The sequence below is a fragment of the Ruegeria sp. D1(2025) genome, from assembly GCF_056536425.1.
The window spans coordinates 226,431-244,568 of sequence record NZ_JBQFPO010000004.1 but is presented as its reverse complement, the minus strand read 5'-3'; the positions used below and the strand labels follow the sequence as shown (position 1 = coordinate 244,568).

22 protein-coding genes are annotated in these 18,138 nt (G+C 59.8%); all 22 read left to right on the top strand.

The features are described 5' to 3' along the window. Positions 1-6: 6 nt before the first annotated feature. The 22 genes from ACR1XU_RS12415 (at position 7) to nuoK (ending at position 18,138) form a co-directional block, all read left to right on the top strand. Positions 7-1,611: a carboxyl transferase domain-containing protein gene (locus tag ACR1XU_RS12415; protein WP_480812188.1), complete on the top strand. Its 1,605-nt coding sequence runs from the start codon at positions 7-9 to the stop codon at positions 1,609-1,611. Positions 1,612-1,689: 78 nt separating this feature from the next. Continuing rightward, a complete protein-coding gene (locus ACR1XU_RS12410; RefSeq protein ID WP_480908568.1) occupies positions 1,690-3,621 on the top strand; it encodes an acetyl/propionyl/methylcrotonyl-CoA carboxylase subunit alpha in 1,932 nt (643 codons plus the stop codon). A 79-nt stretch (positions 3,622-3,700) separates the two neighbouring features. Continuing rightward, positions 3,701-4,555 (top strand): hydroxymethylglutaryl-CoA lyase, encoded by an 855-nt coding sequence (locus tag ACR1XU_RS12405; protein ID WP_480908566.1) that lies wholly within the window; start codon positions 3,701-3,703, stop codon positions 4,553-4,555. Next, complete coding sequence (locus ACR1XU_RS12400) at positions 4,556-5,086, top strand: P-loop nucleotide/nucleoside kinase family protein (protein WP_480908564.1); 531 nt, start codon at positions 4,556-4,558, stop codon at positions 5,084-5,086. Next, entirely contained in the window at positions 5,079-5,867 is a 789-nt protein-coding gene (locus ACR1XU_RS12395) for a crotonase/enoyl-CoA hydratase family protein (protein WP_480908562.1), read from the top strand. Before ACR1XU_RS12400 ends, ACR1XU_RS12395 begins: the two co-directional genes overlap by 8 nt. 186 nt (positions 5,868-6,053) lie before the next feature. Next, a complete protein-coding gene (locus tag ACR1XU_RS12390) occupies positions 6,054-6,419 on the top strand; it encodes an NADH-quinone oxidoreductase subunit A (protein ID WP_170615352.1) in 366 nt (121 codons plus the stop codon). Then, the gene (locus tag ACR1XU_RS12385; protein ID WP_480525231.1) at positions 6,410-6,943 is read left to right on the top strand and encodes a NuoB/complex I 20 kDa subunit family protein; all 534 of its coding nucleotides are present in this window, start codon (positions 6,410-6,412) and stop codon (positions 6,941-6,943) included. The genes ACR1XU_RS12390 and ACR1XU_RS12385 overlap by 10 nt, the downstream gene beginning before the upstream one ends. Positions 6,944-6,954: 11 nt before the next feature. After that, positions 6,955-7,557, top strand: a complete 603-nt coding sequence (locus ACR1XU_RS12380; protein WP_480908559.1) for an NADH-quinone oxidoreductase subunit C — start codon at positions 6,955-6,957, stop codon at positions 7,555-7,557. 2 nt (positions 7,558-7,559) lie between these two features. Next, positions 7,560-7,733, top strand: coding sequence for a hypothetical protein (locus ACR1XU_RS12375; protein ID WP_480908557.1), 174 nt, complete (start codon positions 7,560-7,562; stop codon positions 7,731-7,733). Positions 7,734-7,859: 126 nt separating this feature from the next. Continuing rightward, entirely contained in the window at positions 7,860-9,083 is a 1,224-nt protein-coding gene (locus ACR1XU_RS12370; RefSeq protein WP_480908555.1) for an NADH-quinone oxidoreductase subunit D, read from the top strand. Next, positions 9,083-10,180, top strand: coding sequence for an NADH-quinone oxidoreductase subunit NuoE (gene nuoE, locus ACR1XU_RS12365; RefSeq protein WP_480908553.1), 1,098 nt, complete (start codon positions 9,083-9,085; stop codon positions 10,178-10,180). Before ACR1XU_RS12370 ends, nuoE begins: the two co-directional genes overlap by 1 nt. Before the next feature lie 32 nt (positions 10,181-10,212). Continuing rightward, complete coding sequence (locus ACR1XU_RS12360; RefSeq protein WP_170806546.1) at positions 10,213-10,434, top strand: DUF5337 domain-containing protein; 222 nt, start codon at positions 10,213-10,215, stop codon at positions 10,432-10,434. A 12-nt stretch (positions 10,435-10,446) separates the two neighbouring features. After that, on the top strand, positions 10,447-11,745 hold the full coding sequence (nuoF, locus tag ACR1XU_RS12355; protein WP_321254057.1) for an NADH-quinone oxidoreductase subunit NuoF: 1,299 nt from the start codon (positions 10,447-10,449) through the stop codon (positions 11,743-11,745). 5 nt (positions 11,746-11,750) lie between these two features. Next, positions 11,751-12,167: an MAPEG family protein gene (locus ACR1XU_RS12350; protein WP_480908551.1), complete on the top strand. Its 417-nt coding sequence runs from the start codon at positions 11,751-11,753 to the stop codon at positions 12,165-12,167. After that, the gene (locus ACR1XU_RS12345) at positions 12,167-12,556 is read left to right on the top strand and encodes a hypothetical protein (RefSeq protein WP_480908549.1); all 390 of its coding nucleotides are present in this window, start codon (positions 12,167-12,169) and stop codon (positions 12,554-12,556) included. The genes ACR1XU_RS12350 and ACR1XU_RS12345 overlap by 1 nt, the downstream gene beginning before the upstream one ends. A 149-nt stretch (positions 12,557-12,705) precedes the next feature. Continuing rightward, positions 12,706-13,059, top strand: coding sequence for a DUF5333 domain-containing protein (locus ACR1XU_RS12340; protein ID WP_480908547.1), 354 nt, complete (start codon positions 12,706-12,708; stop codon positions 13,057-13,059). A 3-nt stretch (positions 13,060-13,062) separates the two neighbouring features. Beyond that, positions 13,063-15,084 (top strand): NADH-quinone oxidoreductase subunit NuoG, encoded by a 2,022-nt coding sequence (nuoG, locus tag ACR1XU_RS12335; RefSeq protein ID WP_480908545.1) that lies wholly within the window; start codon positions 13,063-13,065, stop codon positions 15,082-15,084. A 204-nt stretch (positions 15,085-15,288) separates the two neighbouring features. Continuing rightward, the gene (gene nuoH, locus ACR1XU_RS12330; RefSeq protein ID WP_170615372.1) at positions 15,289-16,326 is read left to right on the top strand and encodes an NADH-quinone oxidoreductase subunit NuoH; all 1,038 of its coding nucleotides are present in this window, start codon (positions 15,289-15,291) and stop codon (positions 16,324-16,326) included. 1 nt (position 16,327) lies between these two features. Further along, the gene (nuoI, locus tag ACR1XU_RS12325; protein ID WP_480908543.1) at positions 16,328-16,822 is read left to right on the top strand and encodes an NADH-quinone oxidoreductase subunit NuoI; all 495 of its coding nucleotides are present in this window, start codon (positions 16,328-16,330) and stop codon (positions 16,820-16,822) included. Continuing rightward, positions 16,819-17,229 carry a carboxymuconolactone decarboxylase family protein gene (locus ACR1XU_RS12320; protein WP_480908542.1) on the top strand — a complete coding sequence of 137 codons (411 nt, stop codon included), beginning with the start codon at positions 16,819-16,821 and terminating at the stop codon, positions 17,227-17,229. The genes nuoI and ACR1XU_RS12320 overlap by 4 nt, the downstream gene beginning before the upstream one ends. Then, positions 17,226-17,828 (top strand): NADH-quinone oxidoreductase subunit J, encoded by a 603-nt coding sequence (locus tag ACR1XU_RS12315; protein ID WP_480908540.1) that lies wholly within the window; start codon positions 17,226-17,228, stop codon positions 17,826-17,828. The genes ACR1XU_RS12320 and ACR1XU_RS12315 overlap by 4 nt, the downstream gene beginning before the upstream one ends. Positions 17,829-17,832: 4 nt before the next feature. Further along, positions 17,833-18,138 (top strand): NADH-quinone oxidoreductase subunit NuoK, encoded by a 306-nt coding sequence (gene nuoK / locus ACR1XU_RS12310; RefSeq protein ID WP_005984024.1) that lies wholly within the window; start codon positions 17,833-17,835, stop codon positions 18,136-18,138.

The window sequence follows — 18,138 nt, the reverse complement described above, 5'->3', positions numbered from 1 at the left end:
CAAGGTATGAAACTCACATCCAAAGCCATGCCCACCTCCGAGGGCTTCAAACAAAATCGCGCTGCTCATCTCGAGGCATTGGCACAAATCTCCGCTGCTGCGGAAGCGGCCCGTATGGGGGGCGGTGAAAAGTCCCGTGCACGGCATGAATCCCGGGGTAAGATGCTGCCGCGCCGCCGGGTGGCGAACTTGCTCGATCCGGGCTCTCCGTTCCTTGAAATCGGTGCAACGGCGGCCCATGGCATGTACGGAGATGCCGCGCCGTCTGCCGGGGCCATTGCGGGCATAGGCCGGGTGCAGGGACGCGAGGTCATGGTGGTGTGTAACGACGCCACCGTGAAGGGCGGCACATACTACCCGATGACGGTCAAGAAACACCTTCGCGCGCAGGAGATCGCCGAGGAAAATCATCTGCCCTGCATCTATCTGGTCGACAGTGGCGGCGCGAACCTGCCCAATCAGGATGAGGTCTTTCCCGACCGCGACCACTTTGGTCGCATCTTCTACAATCAGGCGCGGATGAGCGCGAAGGGGATCCCTCAGATTGCGGTGGTCATGGGGTCGTGCACGGCGGGTGGCGCCTATGTGCCTGCGATGTCGGACGTAACGATCATCGTGAAAGAGCAGGGGACGATCTTTCTGGCCGGGCCGCCTCTGGTCAAGGCCGCAACGGGTGAGGTGGTCAGTTCCGAGGATCTGGGCGGTGGTGACGTTCATACACGCCTGTCCGGCGTAGCCGACTATTTGGCCGAGGATGATGCCCATGCGCTGGCGCTGGCGCGCCGGGCCGTCGCATCGCTGAACCTGCGCAAGCCGCAGACCGTGGATTGGGCGAACCCGGAGGACCCCGCTTATGATCCTGAAGAGATTCTGGGGGTGGTCCCCGCCGATCTGCGCACGCCCTATGACATCCGCGAGGTAATCGCGCGGCTGGTGGATGGCTCGCGCTTTGACGAGTTCAAACCGCGGTTCGGGGAAACGCTGGTGACAGGGTTCGCCCATGTCAAAGGCTGCCCCGTCGGGATCATCGCCAATAACGGGGTGCTGTTTTCAGAGGCAGCCCAGAAGGGCGCGCATTTCGTTGAACTCTGTTCACAACGCAAAATCCCTCTGGTTTTCCTGCAAAACATCACCGGCTTCATGGTCGGGCGGAAATACGAGAACGAAGGCATCGCACGGCACGGGGCCAAGATGGTGACGGCAGTGGCGACGACCTCGGTTCCGAAGATTACGATGCTTGTCGGTGGCTCGTTCGGGGCCGGGAACTATGGCATGGCGGGCCGCGCCTACCAGCCACGCTTCCTTTGGACCTGGCCGAACTCGCGCATCTCGGTCATGGGTGGCGAACAGGCGGCGGGTGTTCTGGCCACGGTCAAGCGCGACGGGATCGAACGGCAGGGCGGCACATGGTCGGCTGAAGAAGAAGCGGAATTCAAGCGGCCCACGCTGGACATGTTCGAGGAGCAGTCGCATCCGCTCTATGCCTCGGCGCGGTTGTGGGACGACGGCATCATCGACCCGCGCAAAAGCCGCGATGTGCTGGCCCTCTCGCTGAGCGCTGCGTTGAATGCCCCGATCGAGGAGACGCGCTTCGGCGTGTTCAGGATGTGATGGCAGAGAAGTTTCTGCGAAAATTCTTGGGAAGAAATCCTTCGTCGAGGGATTTTTGTTCAGAGAGGAACTGGGCTTGTGTTCACTAAAATTCTGATTGCCAACCGGGGTGAGATTGCCTGCCGAGTTATGGAAACTGCGCAAAAGCTGGGCGTTTCCTGCGTTGCCGTCTATTCGGACGCCGATATCGGGTCCAAGCACGTCCAGATGGCCGATGAGGCTGTGCATATCGGTGGCGCGGCCCCTGCGGACAGCTACCTTAAAGGGAACGTGATCATCGAGGCGGCGTTAAAAACCGGCGCGCAAGCGATCCATCCCGGCTATGGATTCCTGTCCGAAAACCCCGATTTCGTGGATGCAGTCGAAGCTGCCGGCCTGACGTTCATAGGACCGTCCGCCGATGCGATCCGCAAGATGGGATTGAAGGATGCCGCGAAGGTTCTGATGGAGGAGGCCGGTGTGCCGGTTGTTCCCGGCTATCACGGCGAAAACCAGGACCCGGAACACCTTGCCGGGGCTGCGGATACCATTGGCTACCCGGTTCTTATCAAAGCGGTTGCCGGTGGCGGCGGCAAAGGCATGCGCTTGGTCGAAAAGCCGCAGGACTTCGACGCCGCGCTGGAAAGCGCGCGCAGCGAGGCTAGGACGGCGTTTGGCAATGACGCGGTTCTGGTCGAGAAATTCGTCGCCAAACCCCGCCATATCGAGGTGCAGGTGTTCGGCGACGGAACTCATGCCGTGCATTTGTTCGAAAGGGACTGCTCGTTACAGCGGCGCCATCAGAAGGTCATCGAGGAAGCGCCAGCGCCGGGGATGACGTCCGAGATGCGCGAGGCGATGGGGCAGGCAGGTGTCCGGGCCGCCGAAGCGATCGGCTACAAGGGCGCAGGGACCGTTGAGTTCATTGTAGATGCCTCGGAAGGGCTGCGCCCGGACCGGTTCTGGTTCATGGAAATGAACACACGGTTGCAGGTTGAACATCCCGTGACAGAAGCGATCACTGGCGTTGATTTGGTCGAATGGCAATTGCGGGTCGCGTCCGGGGAAAAGCTGCCCGCCGGTCAAGAAGATCTGTCGATCAGCGGGCATGCCTTCGAGGCGCGGCTTTACGCTGAAGACGTACCAAAAGGGTTTCTGCCCGCGACCGGACAGCTTTCTCATCTTCGGTTTCCAGATGATTGCCGCGCCGACAGTGGTGTGCGTGCCGGTGACATAATCAGCCCGTGGTACGATCCGATGATTGCCAAGGTCATCGTGCATGGACCAACCCGATCGGCGGCGCTGGAGCAATTGCACCGTGCGTTGCAGCAAACCGAGGTCGCTGGAACGGTCACGAACCTTGCATTTCTGGGCGCGCTGACACGGCATGCAGGATTTGCAGCAGGAGACGTTGATACCGGGTTGATTGGCCGGGAATTGCCGGGGCTGACTTCGGAAACAGAACCCTCTGCCGGACATTCCGTGGCCGCCGCTATGGCGGCCCTGGGCCTTGTCAACACGGATCACGAGACCGGTTTCACTCTGTGGGAGCCGCTGCGTCGTGCGGTCCACCTGCAGCACCGGGGCGATGTCATCGATCTGGACGTGCAGGTCGATGGGCGTGACCGGCAACTGTGGTATGTAAACCAGAAACAGATCGAGGCACGGCGGCGCGATGGCCTCTGGCGTCTGGACGGTCAGCCCATGCCTCGCGTTGCCATCAGCGGAGCCGTCATCACGGTTTTTGACGATTACGGCCACGCGTTTGAACTAATCGATCCGCTGGATCGCGATACGACAGCATCCGGCAACACAAACGTGATCGAGGCGCCCATGCCCGGTCTGGTCAAGGCCGTGTTCGCCGAGGCTGGTCAGTCCGTATCGGAGGGCGACCGCTTGGCCATTCTGGAAGCGATGAAAATGGAGCACGCCTTGCTGGCCGCACGCGACGGCATCGTTGCCGAAGTTCTGGCCGCACCCGGATCGCAGGTCGAAGCCGGTGCCGCGCTTGTTCGGCTGGAAGAGGAGTAGCCTATCCCTGTGATGCATCGCATGCCATTGTCGGGGCAGGTTCAGCCGTTGATCGGAACAACACAGGAGAGGCGCAGGAATGGGTGACAGAGTCGAAATCTTTGAGGTCGGGCCCCGGGATGGTCTGCAGAATGAACAGCGCCAGATCCCCTTGGCCGAGAAAGTGGAGCTGGTGAACCGCCTGAGCGATGCCGGCTTCAATCGCATCGAAGTTGCGAGTTTTGTATCACCGAAATGGGTGCCGCAAATGGCAGACAGTGCAGCGGTTTTGGCAGGCATTACCCGCGCGGCTGGCGTCCGCTACGCTGCCTTGACGCCAAATATGCGCGGCTATGAGGATGCTATTGCCGCACATGCTGACGAAATCGCCATATTCGCGTCGGCATCCGAAGGGTTTTCGAAGGCAAACATCAATGCGTCTATTGCGGAATCCATCGCGCGGTTCGAGCCGATTCTGGAGGAAGCGCGGCATATCGACTTGCCGGTGCGCGGGTATATTTCCTGCGTGACCGACTGCCCCTATGACGGACCGACAGCGCCGGAGAAAGTCGCCGAAGTGGCTGATGTGCTGTTTTCGCACGGCTGCTATGAGATTTCATTGGGCGATACCATCGGGCAGGGCACGCCCGACAAGATCGCGCGCATGATCCTTGCTGTTCGCGAGCAGGTGCCGGTCACAAGGTTGGCGGGGCATTTTCATGACACGAATGGCCGGGCGATGGATAATATCGATGCCGCTCTGGCACTCGGGGTGCGTGTCTTCGATGCGGCGGTCGGCGGGTTGGGCGGCTGCCCATTCGCGCCGGGGGCGGCGGGGAACGTGGCGACCGAGGCGGTTGCGGCGCATCTTGAACGGTTGGGCTATGACACGGGTCTGGACGCCGCGACCCTGCAGGAAGCGGCAGAGATGGCCCGTTCGATGCGGGGCACTTGAGTGCCGGTTTTGATGTGTCTGTCCGGTTTGCCGGGTGTTGGCAAAACGACAATTGCCCGAATGGTTGCGGAGCGGACAGGTGCGTTGTGGCTTTGGATTGATCAGATCGAAACCGCCATGCGGTCGTCGCATATGAAGGTCGATGATCTTGCAGATGGCGGCTATGCCGCAGCACAAGCCGTTGCCACTGGTGCCTTGCAGCAGGGGTTTGATGTGATAGCCGATTGTGTGAACCCGATCAGCCTGACGCGAGACGCTTGGCACGGTGTGTCGGGGAAAGCCCGGGCGCGGCATCTTGATGTGGAATTCTGGTGCTCAGACAAGACCGAACATCGAAAACGTGTCGAAAAGCGCGTGGTCGAGTTACGCAATTGGTCACCGCCGACCTGGCAGGCCGTTGAGACGCGCAGATACGACCCGTTTCCAAATCCCGATATCAGGATCGACACAGCGCAGACAGATCCGGCCGAGGCGGCGACCTTTTTGGCGGCTGCGATCCGTGAAGACCCACAGGAGAAAAACGATGTTTGAAACGATCGATATTGCAGTTGATCAGCGTGGTGTCGCCAGGTTGACCCTGAACCGCCCCGAAAAGCACAACGCCATGTCGGCGCAAATGATTGCGGAACTGACCAACGTGGCAGCGGCGCTGGGCAAGGATGAAAACGTGCGCTTGGTTGTTCTGACCGGGGCAGGAAAGAGCTTTTGCGCCGGGGGCGACCTTGGTTGGATGCAGGACCAGATGGCAGCGGATTCCGCCACACGGTTCACCGAAGCACGCAAGCTGGCCGAAATGCTGAACGCCCTGAATACTCTGCCCAAGCCGTTGATTGGCGCCTTGCAGGGCAACGCGTTCGGGGGCGGTGTGGGCATGGTGGCCGTCTGCGATATTGCGATCGGTGTGAACAGCCTGAAGATGGGCCTGACGGAAACCCGCCTTGGTCTGATCCCGGCAACCATCGGGCCATACGTCGTTGCTCGCATGGGCGAAGCGCGAGCGCGCCGTGTCTTCATGTCCGCGCGCCTGTTTGATGCGAGCGAGGCTGTGGATCTTGGGCTGCTGGCTGAGACCGTGCCCGCCGAAGGTCTGGAGGACGCGGTGGAAGCCCATGTGGAACCTTATCTGTCCTGCGCGCCCGGGGCTGTCGCGTCCGCCAAAAGCCTTGTTCAGGCGTTGGGCCCGAAAATCGACGATGCCGTGATTGATCACACGATCAACGCCCTGGTCCAAAGGTGGGAAACACAAGAGGCGCAAGAGGGAATCAGTGCGTTCTTCGAGAAACGAAAACCTGCATGGAATAGTAAGGTTTAGCAGCATCTTCCCGTTTGTTGGATAAAGCGAAATCCGGGCGGTGTATCGGGGTCAGGCATGCAGATTAATACGGCATTCGCCGCCTGTGCTTGGTTGACCCTCTGACCCCGCGCGGATAGAGAATGTCCAGTCAACACGCCAATTGACGGCGCGCCCGGGACCGGACGCGCAGGAAAGGAGCCACTCGTGGAAGAGCTGTTGCGGGAGTATCTCCCGATCCTGGTGTTTCTGGCCGTCGCCGTAGGCCTTGGAATAGTCCTTATTCTTGCGGCTGTGGTGCTTGCTGTTCGCAATCCTGATCCTGAAAAAGTCAGCGCATATGAATGTGGCTTCAATGCCTTCGACGATGCGCGGATGAAATTCGACGTCCGATTCTACCTGGTCTCGATTCTCTTCATCATCTTCGATCTGGAAATCGCCTTCCTGTTCCCCTGGGCCGTGGGCTTCCGCGACATTAGCGATGTGGGTTTCTGGTCCATGATGGTATTCCTGGCGGTGCTGACGATCGGCTTTGCCTATGAATGGAAGAAAGGGGCCCTGGAATGGGAGTGATGACGGGCTCAAACACCGCTGGCGTCGACAAGGAAGTCGCCACCCAGGCCCTGAATGCCGAGCTGCAGGACAAGGGCTTCCTGCTGACCTCGAGCGAAGACATCATCAACTGGGCGCGTACCGGGTCGCTGCACTGGATGACATTCGGTCTGGCCTGCTGCGCGGTTGAGATGATGCACACCTCGATGCCGCGCTACGATGCCGAACGGTTTGGCATTGCTCCACGCGCCTCTCCGCGTCAGTCTGACGTGATGATCGTCGCGGGGACGCTGACCAACAAGATGGCACCGGCGCTGCGCAAGGTGTATGACCAGATGCCGGAACCGCGTTACGTGATCTCGATGGGGTCCTGCGCCAATGGCGGTGGGTACTATCACTATTCCTATTCTGTTGTTCGCGGCTGTGACCGGATTGTTCCTGTGGACATCTACGTCCCCGGCTGCCCTCCGACGGCTGAGGCGCTGCTTTACGGTCTGATGCAGTTGCAGCGCAAAATCCGCCGCACCGGCACCATCGTACGCTGAGGAGAGAGCTGATGAGCGAAGCACTCAAAGAACTCGGCGCACAGTTGGAACTGAAGCGGGCCGATTGCGTTTTGTCCTGGGATGTATCCCACGGCGAGCTGAACGTTGATGTGGCCCCGTCGAACCTTGTGGAATTTGTCGAATTCCTGACGTCCGATCCGAACTGCAAGTTTTCGACGCTGGTGGACATCACCGGTGTGGACTACCCGGAACGGGCCAAGCGCTTCGATGTGGTGTACCACTTCCTGTCGATGTACCAGAATCAGCGCATCCGCCTGCGGGTCTCGATCCGCGAGGAAGACATGGTGCCCTCGATCGTGGGCGTTCACCCCTCGGCCAACTGGTTCGAGCGTGAGGTGTTCGACATGTTCGGCATCCTGTTCTCGGGCCATCCGGACCTGCGGCGTATCCTGACCGACTATGGCTTCCGCGGCTATCCGCTGCGCAAGGATTTTCCGACCACCGGCTATACCGAGGTGCGGTACGACGAGGCGCAGAAGCGCGTGGTCTACGAACCCGTGTCGCTGGTTCAGGAATATCGTCAATTCGATTTCATGTCCCCATGGGAAGGTGCGAACTACATTCTGCCAGGGGACGAAAAACAGGAGACGTAATCATGGAGTTCTTGATCTGGATTATCGTGGTGGTTGCAACGGTCATTCCGATGACCAAGCTGTTGCCGCATTTCGGGATCAACCAGAACTGGGCGTTCGCTTGCGTGATTTCGCCAGTGGTCATTGTCCTTTTGTGGATGATGGCCATGAAGCTGCAAGAGATGGAGCGACGCTGACATGATGGGCGAACTGATCGTTTTAGGCGCCTTGGGCGTCTTGCTTGCGGGGGCTGCAGCGAAAGCGGCCGAAGCCGAAAAGGTCCGGGTCCGGGCTGAGGCGAAAAAGAAGAAACGAGGGCGTTGATGGACGGCTCAAGATACGATGACGGCAGCACGGACGCGCTGAGCGGAGAACAAAAGATCCGCAACTTCAACATCAACTTCGGCCCGCAACATCCTGCGGCGCACGGAGTTCTGCGTTTGGTGCTTGAGCTCGACGGCGAGATCGTCGAACGCTGCGACCCGCATATCGGCCTGCTGCACCGTGGCACCGAAAAGCTGATGGAAAGCCGGACGTATCTGCAGAACCTGCCGTATTTCGACCGTCTGGACTATGTGGCCCCGATGAATCAGGAGCACGCCTGGTGTCTGGCCATCGAAAAGCTGACCGGTGTGGAAGTGCCACGTCGCGGCTCGCTGATCCGGGTTCTGTATTCCGAGATCGGGCGCATCCTGAACCACCTGCTGAACGTGACCACGCAGGCGATGGATGTTGGCGCGCTGACCCCGCCGCTGTGGGGCTTTGAAGAGCGCGAAAAGCTGATGGTGTTCTATGAGCGCGCCTGCGGGGCCCGCCTGCACGCCGCCTATTTCCGCCCCGGCGGTGTACATCAGGATCTGCCGCCGGAATTGCTGGACGATATCGAGGCGTGGAGCCATGAGTTCCCCTCAGTTCTCGATGACATTGACGGCCTGCTGACCGAAAACCGCATCTTCAAACAGCGCAACGCCGATATTGGTGTTGTGACCGAGGATGACATCCAGAAATACGGTTTCTCGGGCGTGATGGTGCGCGGATCGGGCCTCGCTTGGGACCTGCGCCGCGCGCAGCCCTATGAGTGCTATGACGAGTTCGAATTCCAGATCCCCGTTGGCAAGAACGGCGACTGCTATGACCGTTATCTCTGCCGCATGGAAGAGATGCGCCAGTCGCTGCACATCATCCGTCAGGCCATCTCGAAAATCCGTGATTGCCCCGGCGATGTACTGGCACGCGGCAAGATCACCCCGCCGAAACGCTCGGAAATGAAGACCTCGATGGAGAGCCTGATCCATCACTTCAAGCTGTATACCGAAGGCTTCCACGTGCCTGCGGGCGAGGTCTACGCCGCCGTCGAGGCCCCCAAGGGCGAGTTCGGCGTCTATCTGGTCGCAGACGGAACCAACAAACCCTACCGCGCCAAACTGCGCGCTCCGGGTTATCTGCACCTGCAAGCCATGGACCACGTCGCCAAGGGCCATCAACTGGCCGACGTCGCCGCCATCATTGGCACTATGGACGTCGTATTTGGAGAGATTGACCGCTAATGCTCCGCCGTCTTCATCCCGAACAACCCGAAAGCTTTGCCTTCACCGCTGCCAACCAGCAATGGGCCGAAGCGCAGATCACCAAATACCCCGAAGGCCGTCAAGCCAGCGCGGTCATCCCACTGTTGTGGCGTGCACAGGAACAAGAGGGCTGGCTGAGCCGTCCGGCGATTGAATCCGTCGCCGACATGCTGGGAATGGCCTATATTCGCGTGCTTGAGGTTGCGTCTTTCTACTTCATGTTCCAGCTGCAACCGGTTGGATCTGTTGCGCACATTCAGGTCTGCGGCACGACGTCGTGCATGATCTGCGGGGCCGAGGATCTGATTGCGGTCTGCAAAGAAAAGATCGCCGCCAAGCCGCATGAACTGTCCGCCGATGGCAAGCTGAGCTGGGAAGAGGTCGAATGCCTTGGCTCCTGCACCAATGCTCCGATGGCGCAGATCGGTAAGGATTACTATGAGGATCTGACCGCCGAGAGCTTTGGCCAGATCATTGACGATCTGGCGGCGGGCAAGGTTCCGACGCCGGGTCCGCAGAACGGGCGCTATGCGGCGGAACCGCTGAAAGGGCTGACCAGCCTGACCGAGCATGACAGTGGCCGAACGCAGTATAACGCCAGCGTCGCATTGGCGACGGATCAGGGTGATACAGTCAAGCGGATCGACGGAACCGAAGTGCCGATCCTGACGCCCTGGCTGGGCAAGGATGGCAAGGCTGCCGCGACCAAGACGGCTCCGAAGCCTCCCAAAGCACCTGCGCCGGCTAAGCCTGCAGTGAAACAGGCGGCTGAGGCGAAGGCCAAGGAAAACGCGCCTGAAACGCTGTCTGCTGCGCGGGATGGCAAGGCAGATGATCTCAAGCTGCTGAAAGGCGTCGGGCCGAAGCTGGAGCAAACGCTGAACGAGCTGGGATTCTACCACTTTGACCAGATCGCCGCCTGGACGCCTGATCAGGTGGCTTGGGTCGACGCGCGTTTGAAGTTCAAGGGCCGGATCGAACGGGATGGCTGGATCGAGCAGGCGGGCAAGCTGGCCGCTGGTGAAGAAACCGAGTTTGCGAAACGTGCCAAGAAAGACGGCACATACGAAGAGTAATAGCCGGTGCCCATCCGGGGCATCAATGTGTGATGGACAAGGACAAAGAACAGGCCATAGCCCGAAAGGGCCGACATATCGGTATCGTCATCGCAGTGACGATGACGATTTGGCTTGCCATGAACTTGTTTGTCGGCCCCGCGTTGGGATTGACGGCGCGACACGCGCTGCTGTTTGATTTTGCTGCGTTGGCGGCATTCATCTATGCGGGCGTGAACATTTTTCAACTCTGGCGCATGCGTCAGGACAGCTGAAGGTAACGAATGATGCTGAAGGATCAGGACAGGATCTTTACCAACATCTACGGGATGCATGAGCGCACGCTGAAAGGCGCGCAGGCCCGGGGGCATTGGGACGGCACCGCTGGCCTGATCGAAAAGGGGCGCGACTGGATCATCCAGACGATGAAGGACTCGGGCCTGCGTGGTCGTGGTGGTGCGGGTTTCCCGACCGGTCTGAAATGGTCGTTCATGCCAAAGGAAAGCGATGGGCGCCCGGCCTATCTGGTTGTGAATGCGGATGAATCCGAGCCCGGCACATGCAAGGACCGCGAGATCATGCGCCATGATCCGCATACGCTGATCGAAGGCTGCCTGATCGCGTCTTTCGCGATGAACGCGCACACCTGCTACATCTACCTGCGTGGTGAATATATCCGCGAGCGTGAGGCTTTGCAGGCCGCGATTGATGAGGCCTATGACGCTGGCTTGCTGGGAAAGAACGCCGCTGGTTCGGGCTGGGATTTCGACCTGTTCCTGCATCACGGTGCCGGGGCCTATATCTGCGGTGAAGAAACCGCCCTGATCGAAAGCCTTGAGGGCAAGAAGGGTATGCCGCGGATGAAACCTCCGTTCCCGGCAGGTGCGGGTCTTTACGGCTGTCCGACCACGGTGAACAACGTGGAATCGATTGCTGTGGTGCCGACGATACTGCGCCGTGGGGCCGACTGGTTCGCGGGCTTCGGCCGCCAGAACAACGCGGGCACCAAGCTGTTTGCGATCTCTGGCCATGTGAACAACCCCTGCGTGGTTGAAGAGGCCATGTCGATCCCGTTCGAACAGCTGATCGAAACCCATTGCGGTGGTATACGCGGCGGTTGGGACAATCTTCTGGCGGTGATCCCGGGCGGTTCGTCCGTTCCCTGTGTGCGCGGTGAGAACATGCGCGATGCGATCATGGATTTCGATCATCTGCGCAACGATCTGGGATCTGGCCTGGGCACGGCGGCCGTGATCGTGATGGACAAGTCCACCGACATCATCAAGGCGATCTGGCGTCTGTCAAAGTTTTACAAGCACGAAAGCTGCGGTCAGTGCACGCCCTGCCGCGAAGGTACCGGCTGGATGATGCGCGTCATGGACCGCCTGGTTCGAGGCGAGGCGGAACTGGAAGAGATCGATATGCTGTTCGACGTGACCAAACAGGTCGAAGGCCACACGATCTGCGCCCTTGGCGACGCGGCGGCCTGGCCGATCCAGGGCCTGATCCGCAACTTCCGTGAAGAAATCGAGGATCGCATCAAGGCTCAGAAGTCGGGCCGCATGGGTGCGATGGCTGCGGAGTGAACTCAATGGAAATCTATGCCGAATATTCCCACGCAATCGCCGCATTGGTGATTTTCACCCTGGTTGTTCTGTTTCTGTCACCGTTCACCGCGCTGGCCAAACAGGGAAAAGGGCTGGCTCCGGGGGCGACACCGGATCAGGATTATTCGGACAAGGCTTACCGCCTGAACCGGGCCTATCTGAATGGTACCGAGACGCTGCCTGCGTTTCTGGCTGTTACAGTTGCCGCAATTTTGATGGGCGTAAGCCCGTTCTGGGTCAACCTTTTTGCATCGGTGGCATTGGTTGCCAGACTGGTCATGTTGTTCGTCCATATTCGCGGCGTCGGCAAACCCAACAGCGGTTTGCGTTCCGTGCTGTACGTCGTGGCATGGTCCTGCATGTTCCTTACCGGTCTCATGGCATTGGTGGCGGCGTTCTGATGTCGACAGGTGCACGCGAAAATACGACCAGCAAGCCAAGGGCTGCATCGATGCTGACAGTGGCGGTTGCGGCTTTGTCGCTTGTGACGGCATGCGGCCTTGTCAAACCTCCGGATGACCGGGTCACGTTCGATGGCAAATCCTTCCGGGCCAAGGCGAAAGCGGTAAACAAAAAGGCCATGCCGGCCGAGTTCACCGTGACCGTGAAAGGTGTTTCCGCGTCGTTGGACGGCGCGCTCGAAGCCGGCCGTTATGAGGGTACCAAGTTCTGTATTCAGAACTTCGGATCGTCCAGGATCGCCTGGAAGGTCGGACCTGATACGGCACCTCAGAATCTGCGCATAGCGGATGACAAACTGACATTTGCAGGAACCTGCCAGAGACCATGAAGCAGGGTTTTTCATATCGCGGCGGATTGACCGGGCAGCTATTGCTTAGCGCCCGGAGAAAACTTCGTTGTGGACCTTCCATACCGAACGGAAGGATCACGCTCGGCGCGAAGGCAGTTGCTCTGATTTCAGTATTAACCTTCCCGATAATGGCAGAGGCCAAGCCGCCTTTGAGGGATGTCAAAGAGATCGACAACGAACTCTACTACATCGCCATCGCAAACGAGATTTCGGAACAGTGCCCGTCGATCAGCGGGCGCCGGATGAAGGCGATCGGAGTGATGTGGGGATTGCGATCCAAAGCGAACAAACTGGGGTACTCGGATCAGGAAATCCGCGCCTATGTGGACTCGGATTCCGAAAAGGACCGGATGCGCGCCAAGGGCGAGGCTTATCTGGCCCAGAACGGTGTGTCTTATGACAACCCCAAGTCCTTCTGCTCACTGGGGCAGACGGAAATCGAAAGAAACAGCGCCATTGGCGTGTATTTGAGGGCGAACTAGAGAATGTCTGACCTCCGCAAGATCAATATCGACGGGCAGGATATCGAAGTCGATGGTGCGATGACCCTGATCCAGGCCTGTGAACAGGCCGGAGTCGAAGTGCCGCGCTTCTGCTATCATGAGCGCCTGTCGATTGCCGGAAACTGCCGGATGTGTCTGGTCGAGGTTGTTGGCGGCCCGCCGAAACCGGCTGCCTCCTGCGCGATGCAGGTGCGCGATCTGCGCCCGGGGCCGGAAGGACAGCCGCCGGTGGTCAAGACCAACTCGCCCATGGTCAAGAAGGCCCGTGAAGGCGTGATGGAGTTCCTGCTGATCAACCACCCGCTGGATTGCCCGATCTGCGATCAGGGCGGCGAGTGCGACCTGCAGGATCAGGCGATGGCTTATGGTCTGTCGGGCACGCGCTTCAAGGAAGCCAAGCGGGCGGTGGATGATCTGGATCTTGGACCGCTGGTCGGCACCGCGATGACGCGCTGCATCAGTTGTACCCGCTGCGTACGCTTCACCACCGAAGTCGCCGGGATCACCCAGATGGGCCAGACCGGGCGTGGTGAGGATGCCGAGATCACGTCGTACCTGAACCAGACGCTGAATTCGAACCTGCAGGGCAACATTATCGATCTGTGCCCGGTCGGGGCGCTGACGTCGAAGCCCTATGCCTTCACTGCGCGGCCGTGGGAGCTGACCAAGACCGAGAGCATCGACGTTATGGATGCATTGGGTTCGAACATCCGCGTCGATACCAAGGGCCGTGAAGTGATGCGTTTCCTGCCGCGCAACCATGATGGCGTGAACGAAGAATGGATCAGCGATAAAACCCGCTTCGTCTGGGACGGCCTGCGCCGTCAGCGTCTGGACAAGCCTTATGTGCGCGAGAACGGCAAGCTGCGCCCGGCCTCTTGGTCTGAGGCGCTGACCAAGGCCGCCGAGGCGCTGAAAGGGGCCGAGAAACCGGCTGGGATCGTCGGTGATCTGGCTCCGGTCGAGGCTGCGTTTGCTCTGAAACAGATGATCGAAGGGCAGGGTGGTGTTGTTGAATGCCGCACCGACGGGGCCAAACTGCCTGCGGGCAATCGTGCGGCCTATGCCGGGACTGCGGCGATCGAGGATATTGACGCTGCTGAACGCATTCTGCTGATCGGCACAAACCCGCGTGACGAGGCTCCGGTTCTGAACGCCCGGATCCGCAGGGCCTGGGCGCACGGGGCCGAGGTTGCACTGGTAGGTCCCGCTGTGGACCTGACCTATGAGTATCACCATGTGGGTGATGACCGCACGGCGCTGCAAAAGGTCGTGGACATGGGTGGCGACGATACGATCAAGGGCAAACGCTCGCTGGTCATTATTGGCCCAGGTGCGTTGCAAGAGGCGGACGGCGCCGCCGTTCTGGCCGCCGCACAAACCATTGCTGCAAACACGGAAAGCGGTCTGATCGTTCTGCATACCGCCGCCTCGCGCGTAGGTGCGATGGATGTGGATGCGACCAACGAAAGTGGCATGGATGCCGTTTCAGCGGCGGACGTGATCTACAACCTCGGCGCGGACGAGGTCGAGATCGGTGAGGGCGCCTTCGTGATCTATCAGGGCAGCCATGGTGATCGCGGCGCGCATCGCGCCGACGTGATCCTGCCGGGTGCCGCTTATACCGAGGAAAACGGCCTGTTCGTGAACACCGAAGGCCGCCCGCAACTGGCCATGCGCGCCGGGTTCGCGCCCGGTGAGGCGAAAGAGAACTGGGCGATCCTGCGTGCCCTGTCGGCCGAGCTGGGTGCTACGCTACCCTTCGACTCGTTGGCGCAGTTGCGCACCGCGCTTGTCGAAGCGGTTCCGCACCTGGCCCAGATCGATCAGGTGGTCGAAAATGAAGTTCAGCCGCTGGATGCCGGCCCGTTGGGCACGGCGACCTTCCGCAACGCGGTCAAGGATTTCTACCTGACCAACCCGATTGCGCGGGCCTCGCAGCTGATGGCCGAGCTTTCGGCGCAGGCGCAGGCACGCAAGGCCGAGAAGATCGCGGCGGAATGAACCAGAGCTGTTTCATATCGCGGGCCAACGCGACTGCCGGGTGGCAGTATGCTGCGCCTGATTTGTGTGTGAAACCCAAGATTAAGGGTGGCGCATGGGCGGCGGATGCTGTTTACACCAACGCGCCGACCCAGCCGCAGTTTGCGCAGGCACGTGGCCTTTGCATCGTTCGCGGAAAACGGAATACCCACGGTGTGAGGACCAATGGCTGATTTCTTTAACACCCCAGGCGGAATAGCCATCATCATTCTGGCGCAAGTGCTTGCAGTCGTTGCCTTTGTGATGATTTCGCTGTTGTTCCTTGTCTACGGCGACCGCAAGATCTGGGCTGCTGTCCAGATGCGCCGCGGCCCCAACGTGGTCGGCGTCTATGGCCTTTTGCAATCGGTGGCGGATGCGCTGAAATATGTGGTGAAAGAGGTCGTGATCCCGGCGGGCGCTGACCGCACGGTTTTCATCCTTGCGCCGCTGACGTCCTTCGTTCTGGCGATGATCGCCTGGGCGGTGATCCCGTTCAACGATGGCTGGGTTCTGTCGGATATCAACGTCGCCATCCTCTATGTCTTCGCCGTGTCTTCGTTGGAAGTTTATGGCGTGATCATGGGCGGTTGGGCGTCGAACTCAAAGTACCCGTTCCTGGGCTCGCTGCGGTCCGCCGCGCAGATGATCTCCTATGAGGTCTCGATCGGCCTGATAATTATCGGCATCATCATTTCGACCGGTTCGATGAATTTCGGTGATATCGTTCGGGCGCAGGATGGCTCGTTCGGCTTCTTCAGCTGGTACTGGCTGCCGCATTTCCCGATGGTGTTCCTGTTCTTTATCTCGGCGCTGGCCGAAACCAACCGCCCGCCCTTCGACCTGCCCGAGGCGGAATCGGAACTGGTTGCCGGCTATCAGGTCGAATATTCGGCAACGCCCTTCCTGCTGTTCATGGCGGGAGAGTACATCGCCATCTTCCTGATGTGCGCATTGACTTCGCTGCTGTTCTTCGGCGGCTGGCTGTCCCCGATCCCGGGCCTGCCGGACGGCGTGTTGTGGATGGTCGCCAAGATGGCGTTCTTCTTCTTCATCTTCGCAATGGTCAAGGCGATCACGCCCCGCTACCGCTATGACCAGCTGATGCGGTTGGGCTGGAAAGTGTTCCTGCCGTTCTCGCTGGCCTGGGTGGTCTTCGTGGCTTTTGCGGCGAAATTCGACTGGTTCTGGGGTGCATTCGCCCGTTGGAGCGTAGGAGGCTGATATGGCAAACATCGACTACACCCGCGCTGCCAAGTATTTCCTGCTGCAGGACTTCTGGGTCGGTATGAAACTGGGGCTGAAGTACTTCTTCGCGCCCAAGGCCACCCTGAATTACCCGCATGAAAAGGGCCCTCTGTCCCCACGTTTCCGCGGTGAGCATGCCCTGCGCCGTTATCCGAATGGCGAGGAACGCTGCATCGCCTGCAAACTGTGCGAGGCGATTTGTCCGGCGCAAGCCATCACCATCGATGCCGAACCGCGCGAGGACGGCAGCCGCCGCACCACGCGCTATGACATCGATATGACCAAGTGCATCTATTGCGGCTTCTGCCAAGAGGCCTGCCCGGTCGATGCAATCGTCGAAGGCCCGAACTTCGAATTTGCCACCGAAACCCGGGAAGAGCTGTTCTATGACAAGGAAAAACTGCTGGATAACGGCGAGCGCTGGGAAGCCGAGATTGCCCGCAATCTGGAAATGGACGCGCCGTACCGATGAGTGACAGCCCGACAAATCCCTTCGAGCTGATGATGAAGCAGGCTCAGGACATGGCCAAGGCGATGAACCCGGCGATGGAGAGTTTCTCGCCCAAGGGATTCGAGGCGCTGTGGCCGACCATGCCCAAAGAAGTCATGGAGATGATGTTCGGCAATGCCGTCAACAAGGACGGTCTGGATGCCAAAACCCGTCTGCTGCTGACGCTGGCCGGGCTGACCTGTCAGGGTGCGCAAGCGGATTCGGCCGTGCGCCAGACCGTGCGTCATGCTCTGGAAGCCGGCGCCAAGAAACAAGAGATCGTGGAAACGATCGGTCAGATGTCGGTCTTTGCCGGCATCCCGGCCATGACCCGCGCGCTGGATCTGGCGCAAGAGGTCATGGGCGACAACGAGGATGAGGATCAATGACCGTCTTTGCCTTCTATCTTTTTGCCATCAGCGCCATTACCGGCGGGCTGTTCACGGTGATCAGCCGCCAGCCGGTGCACTCGGTGCTGTGGCTGATCCTGTCCTTTCTGTCCTCGGCGGGGCTGTTCGTGCTGCTGGGGGCCGAGTTCGTGGCGATGCTGCTGATTATCGTCTATGTGGGCGCGGTGGCGGTGCTGTTCCTGTTCGTGGTAATGATGCTGGACGTAGACTTTGCCGAGCTGAAGGCCGAGATGGCGCGCTATATGCCGCTGGCCCTGCTGATCGGTCTGGTCATTCTGATGCAGTTCGTCATGGCGTTCGGAGCATGGGACAGCGCGCAAGGCGTTGAGGCCAATCTGGCACAGCCGGTTCCGGCAGACCGCCACAACACCGAGGCGCTGGGCGTCATTCTATACGATCAATACTTCCTTCTGTTCCAACTGGCGGGCCTGATCCTGCTTGTGGCCATGATCGGCGCCATCGTGCTGACCCTGCGCCACCGTCAGGACATCAAGCGTCAGGACATCGTCGGCCAGATGATGCGCGACCCAGCCCAGGCGATGGAGTTGAAGGACGTGAAACCGGGGCAGGGACTTTGAGACGATGATCGGACTTGAACACTATCTTACGGTCGCGGCGACGCTGTTCGTCATCGGCATCTTCGGTCTCTTCCTGAACCGCAAGAACGTCATCATCCTGCTGATGAGCATCGAACTGATGCTGTTGGCGGTGAATATCAACCTCGTGGCGTTTTCCAGCTTCCTCGGCGATCTGGTCGGGCAGGTGTTTACGTTGTTTGTGCTGACCGTGGCGGCGGCTGAGGCGGCGATCGGGCTGGCCATTCTGGTCTGCTTCTTCCGCAACCGCGGCACCATCGCGGTTGAAGACGTCAATATGATGAAGGGGTAA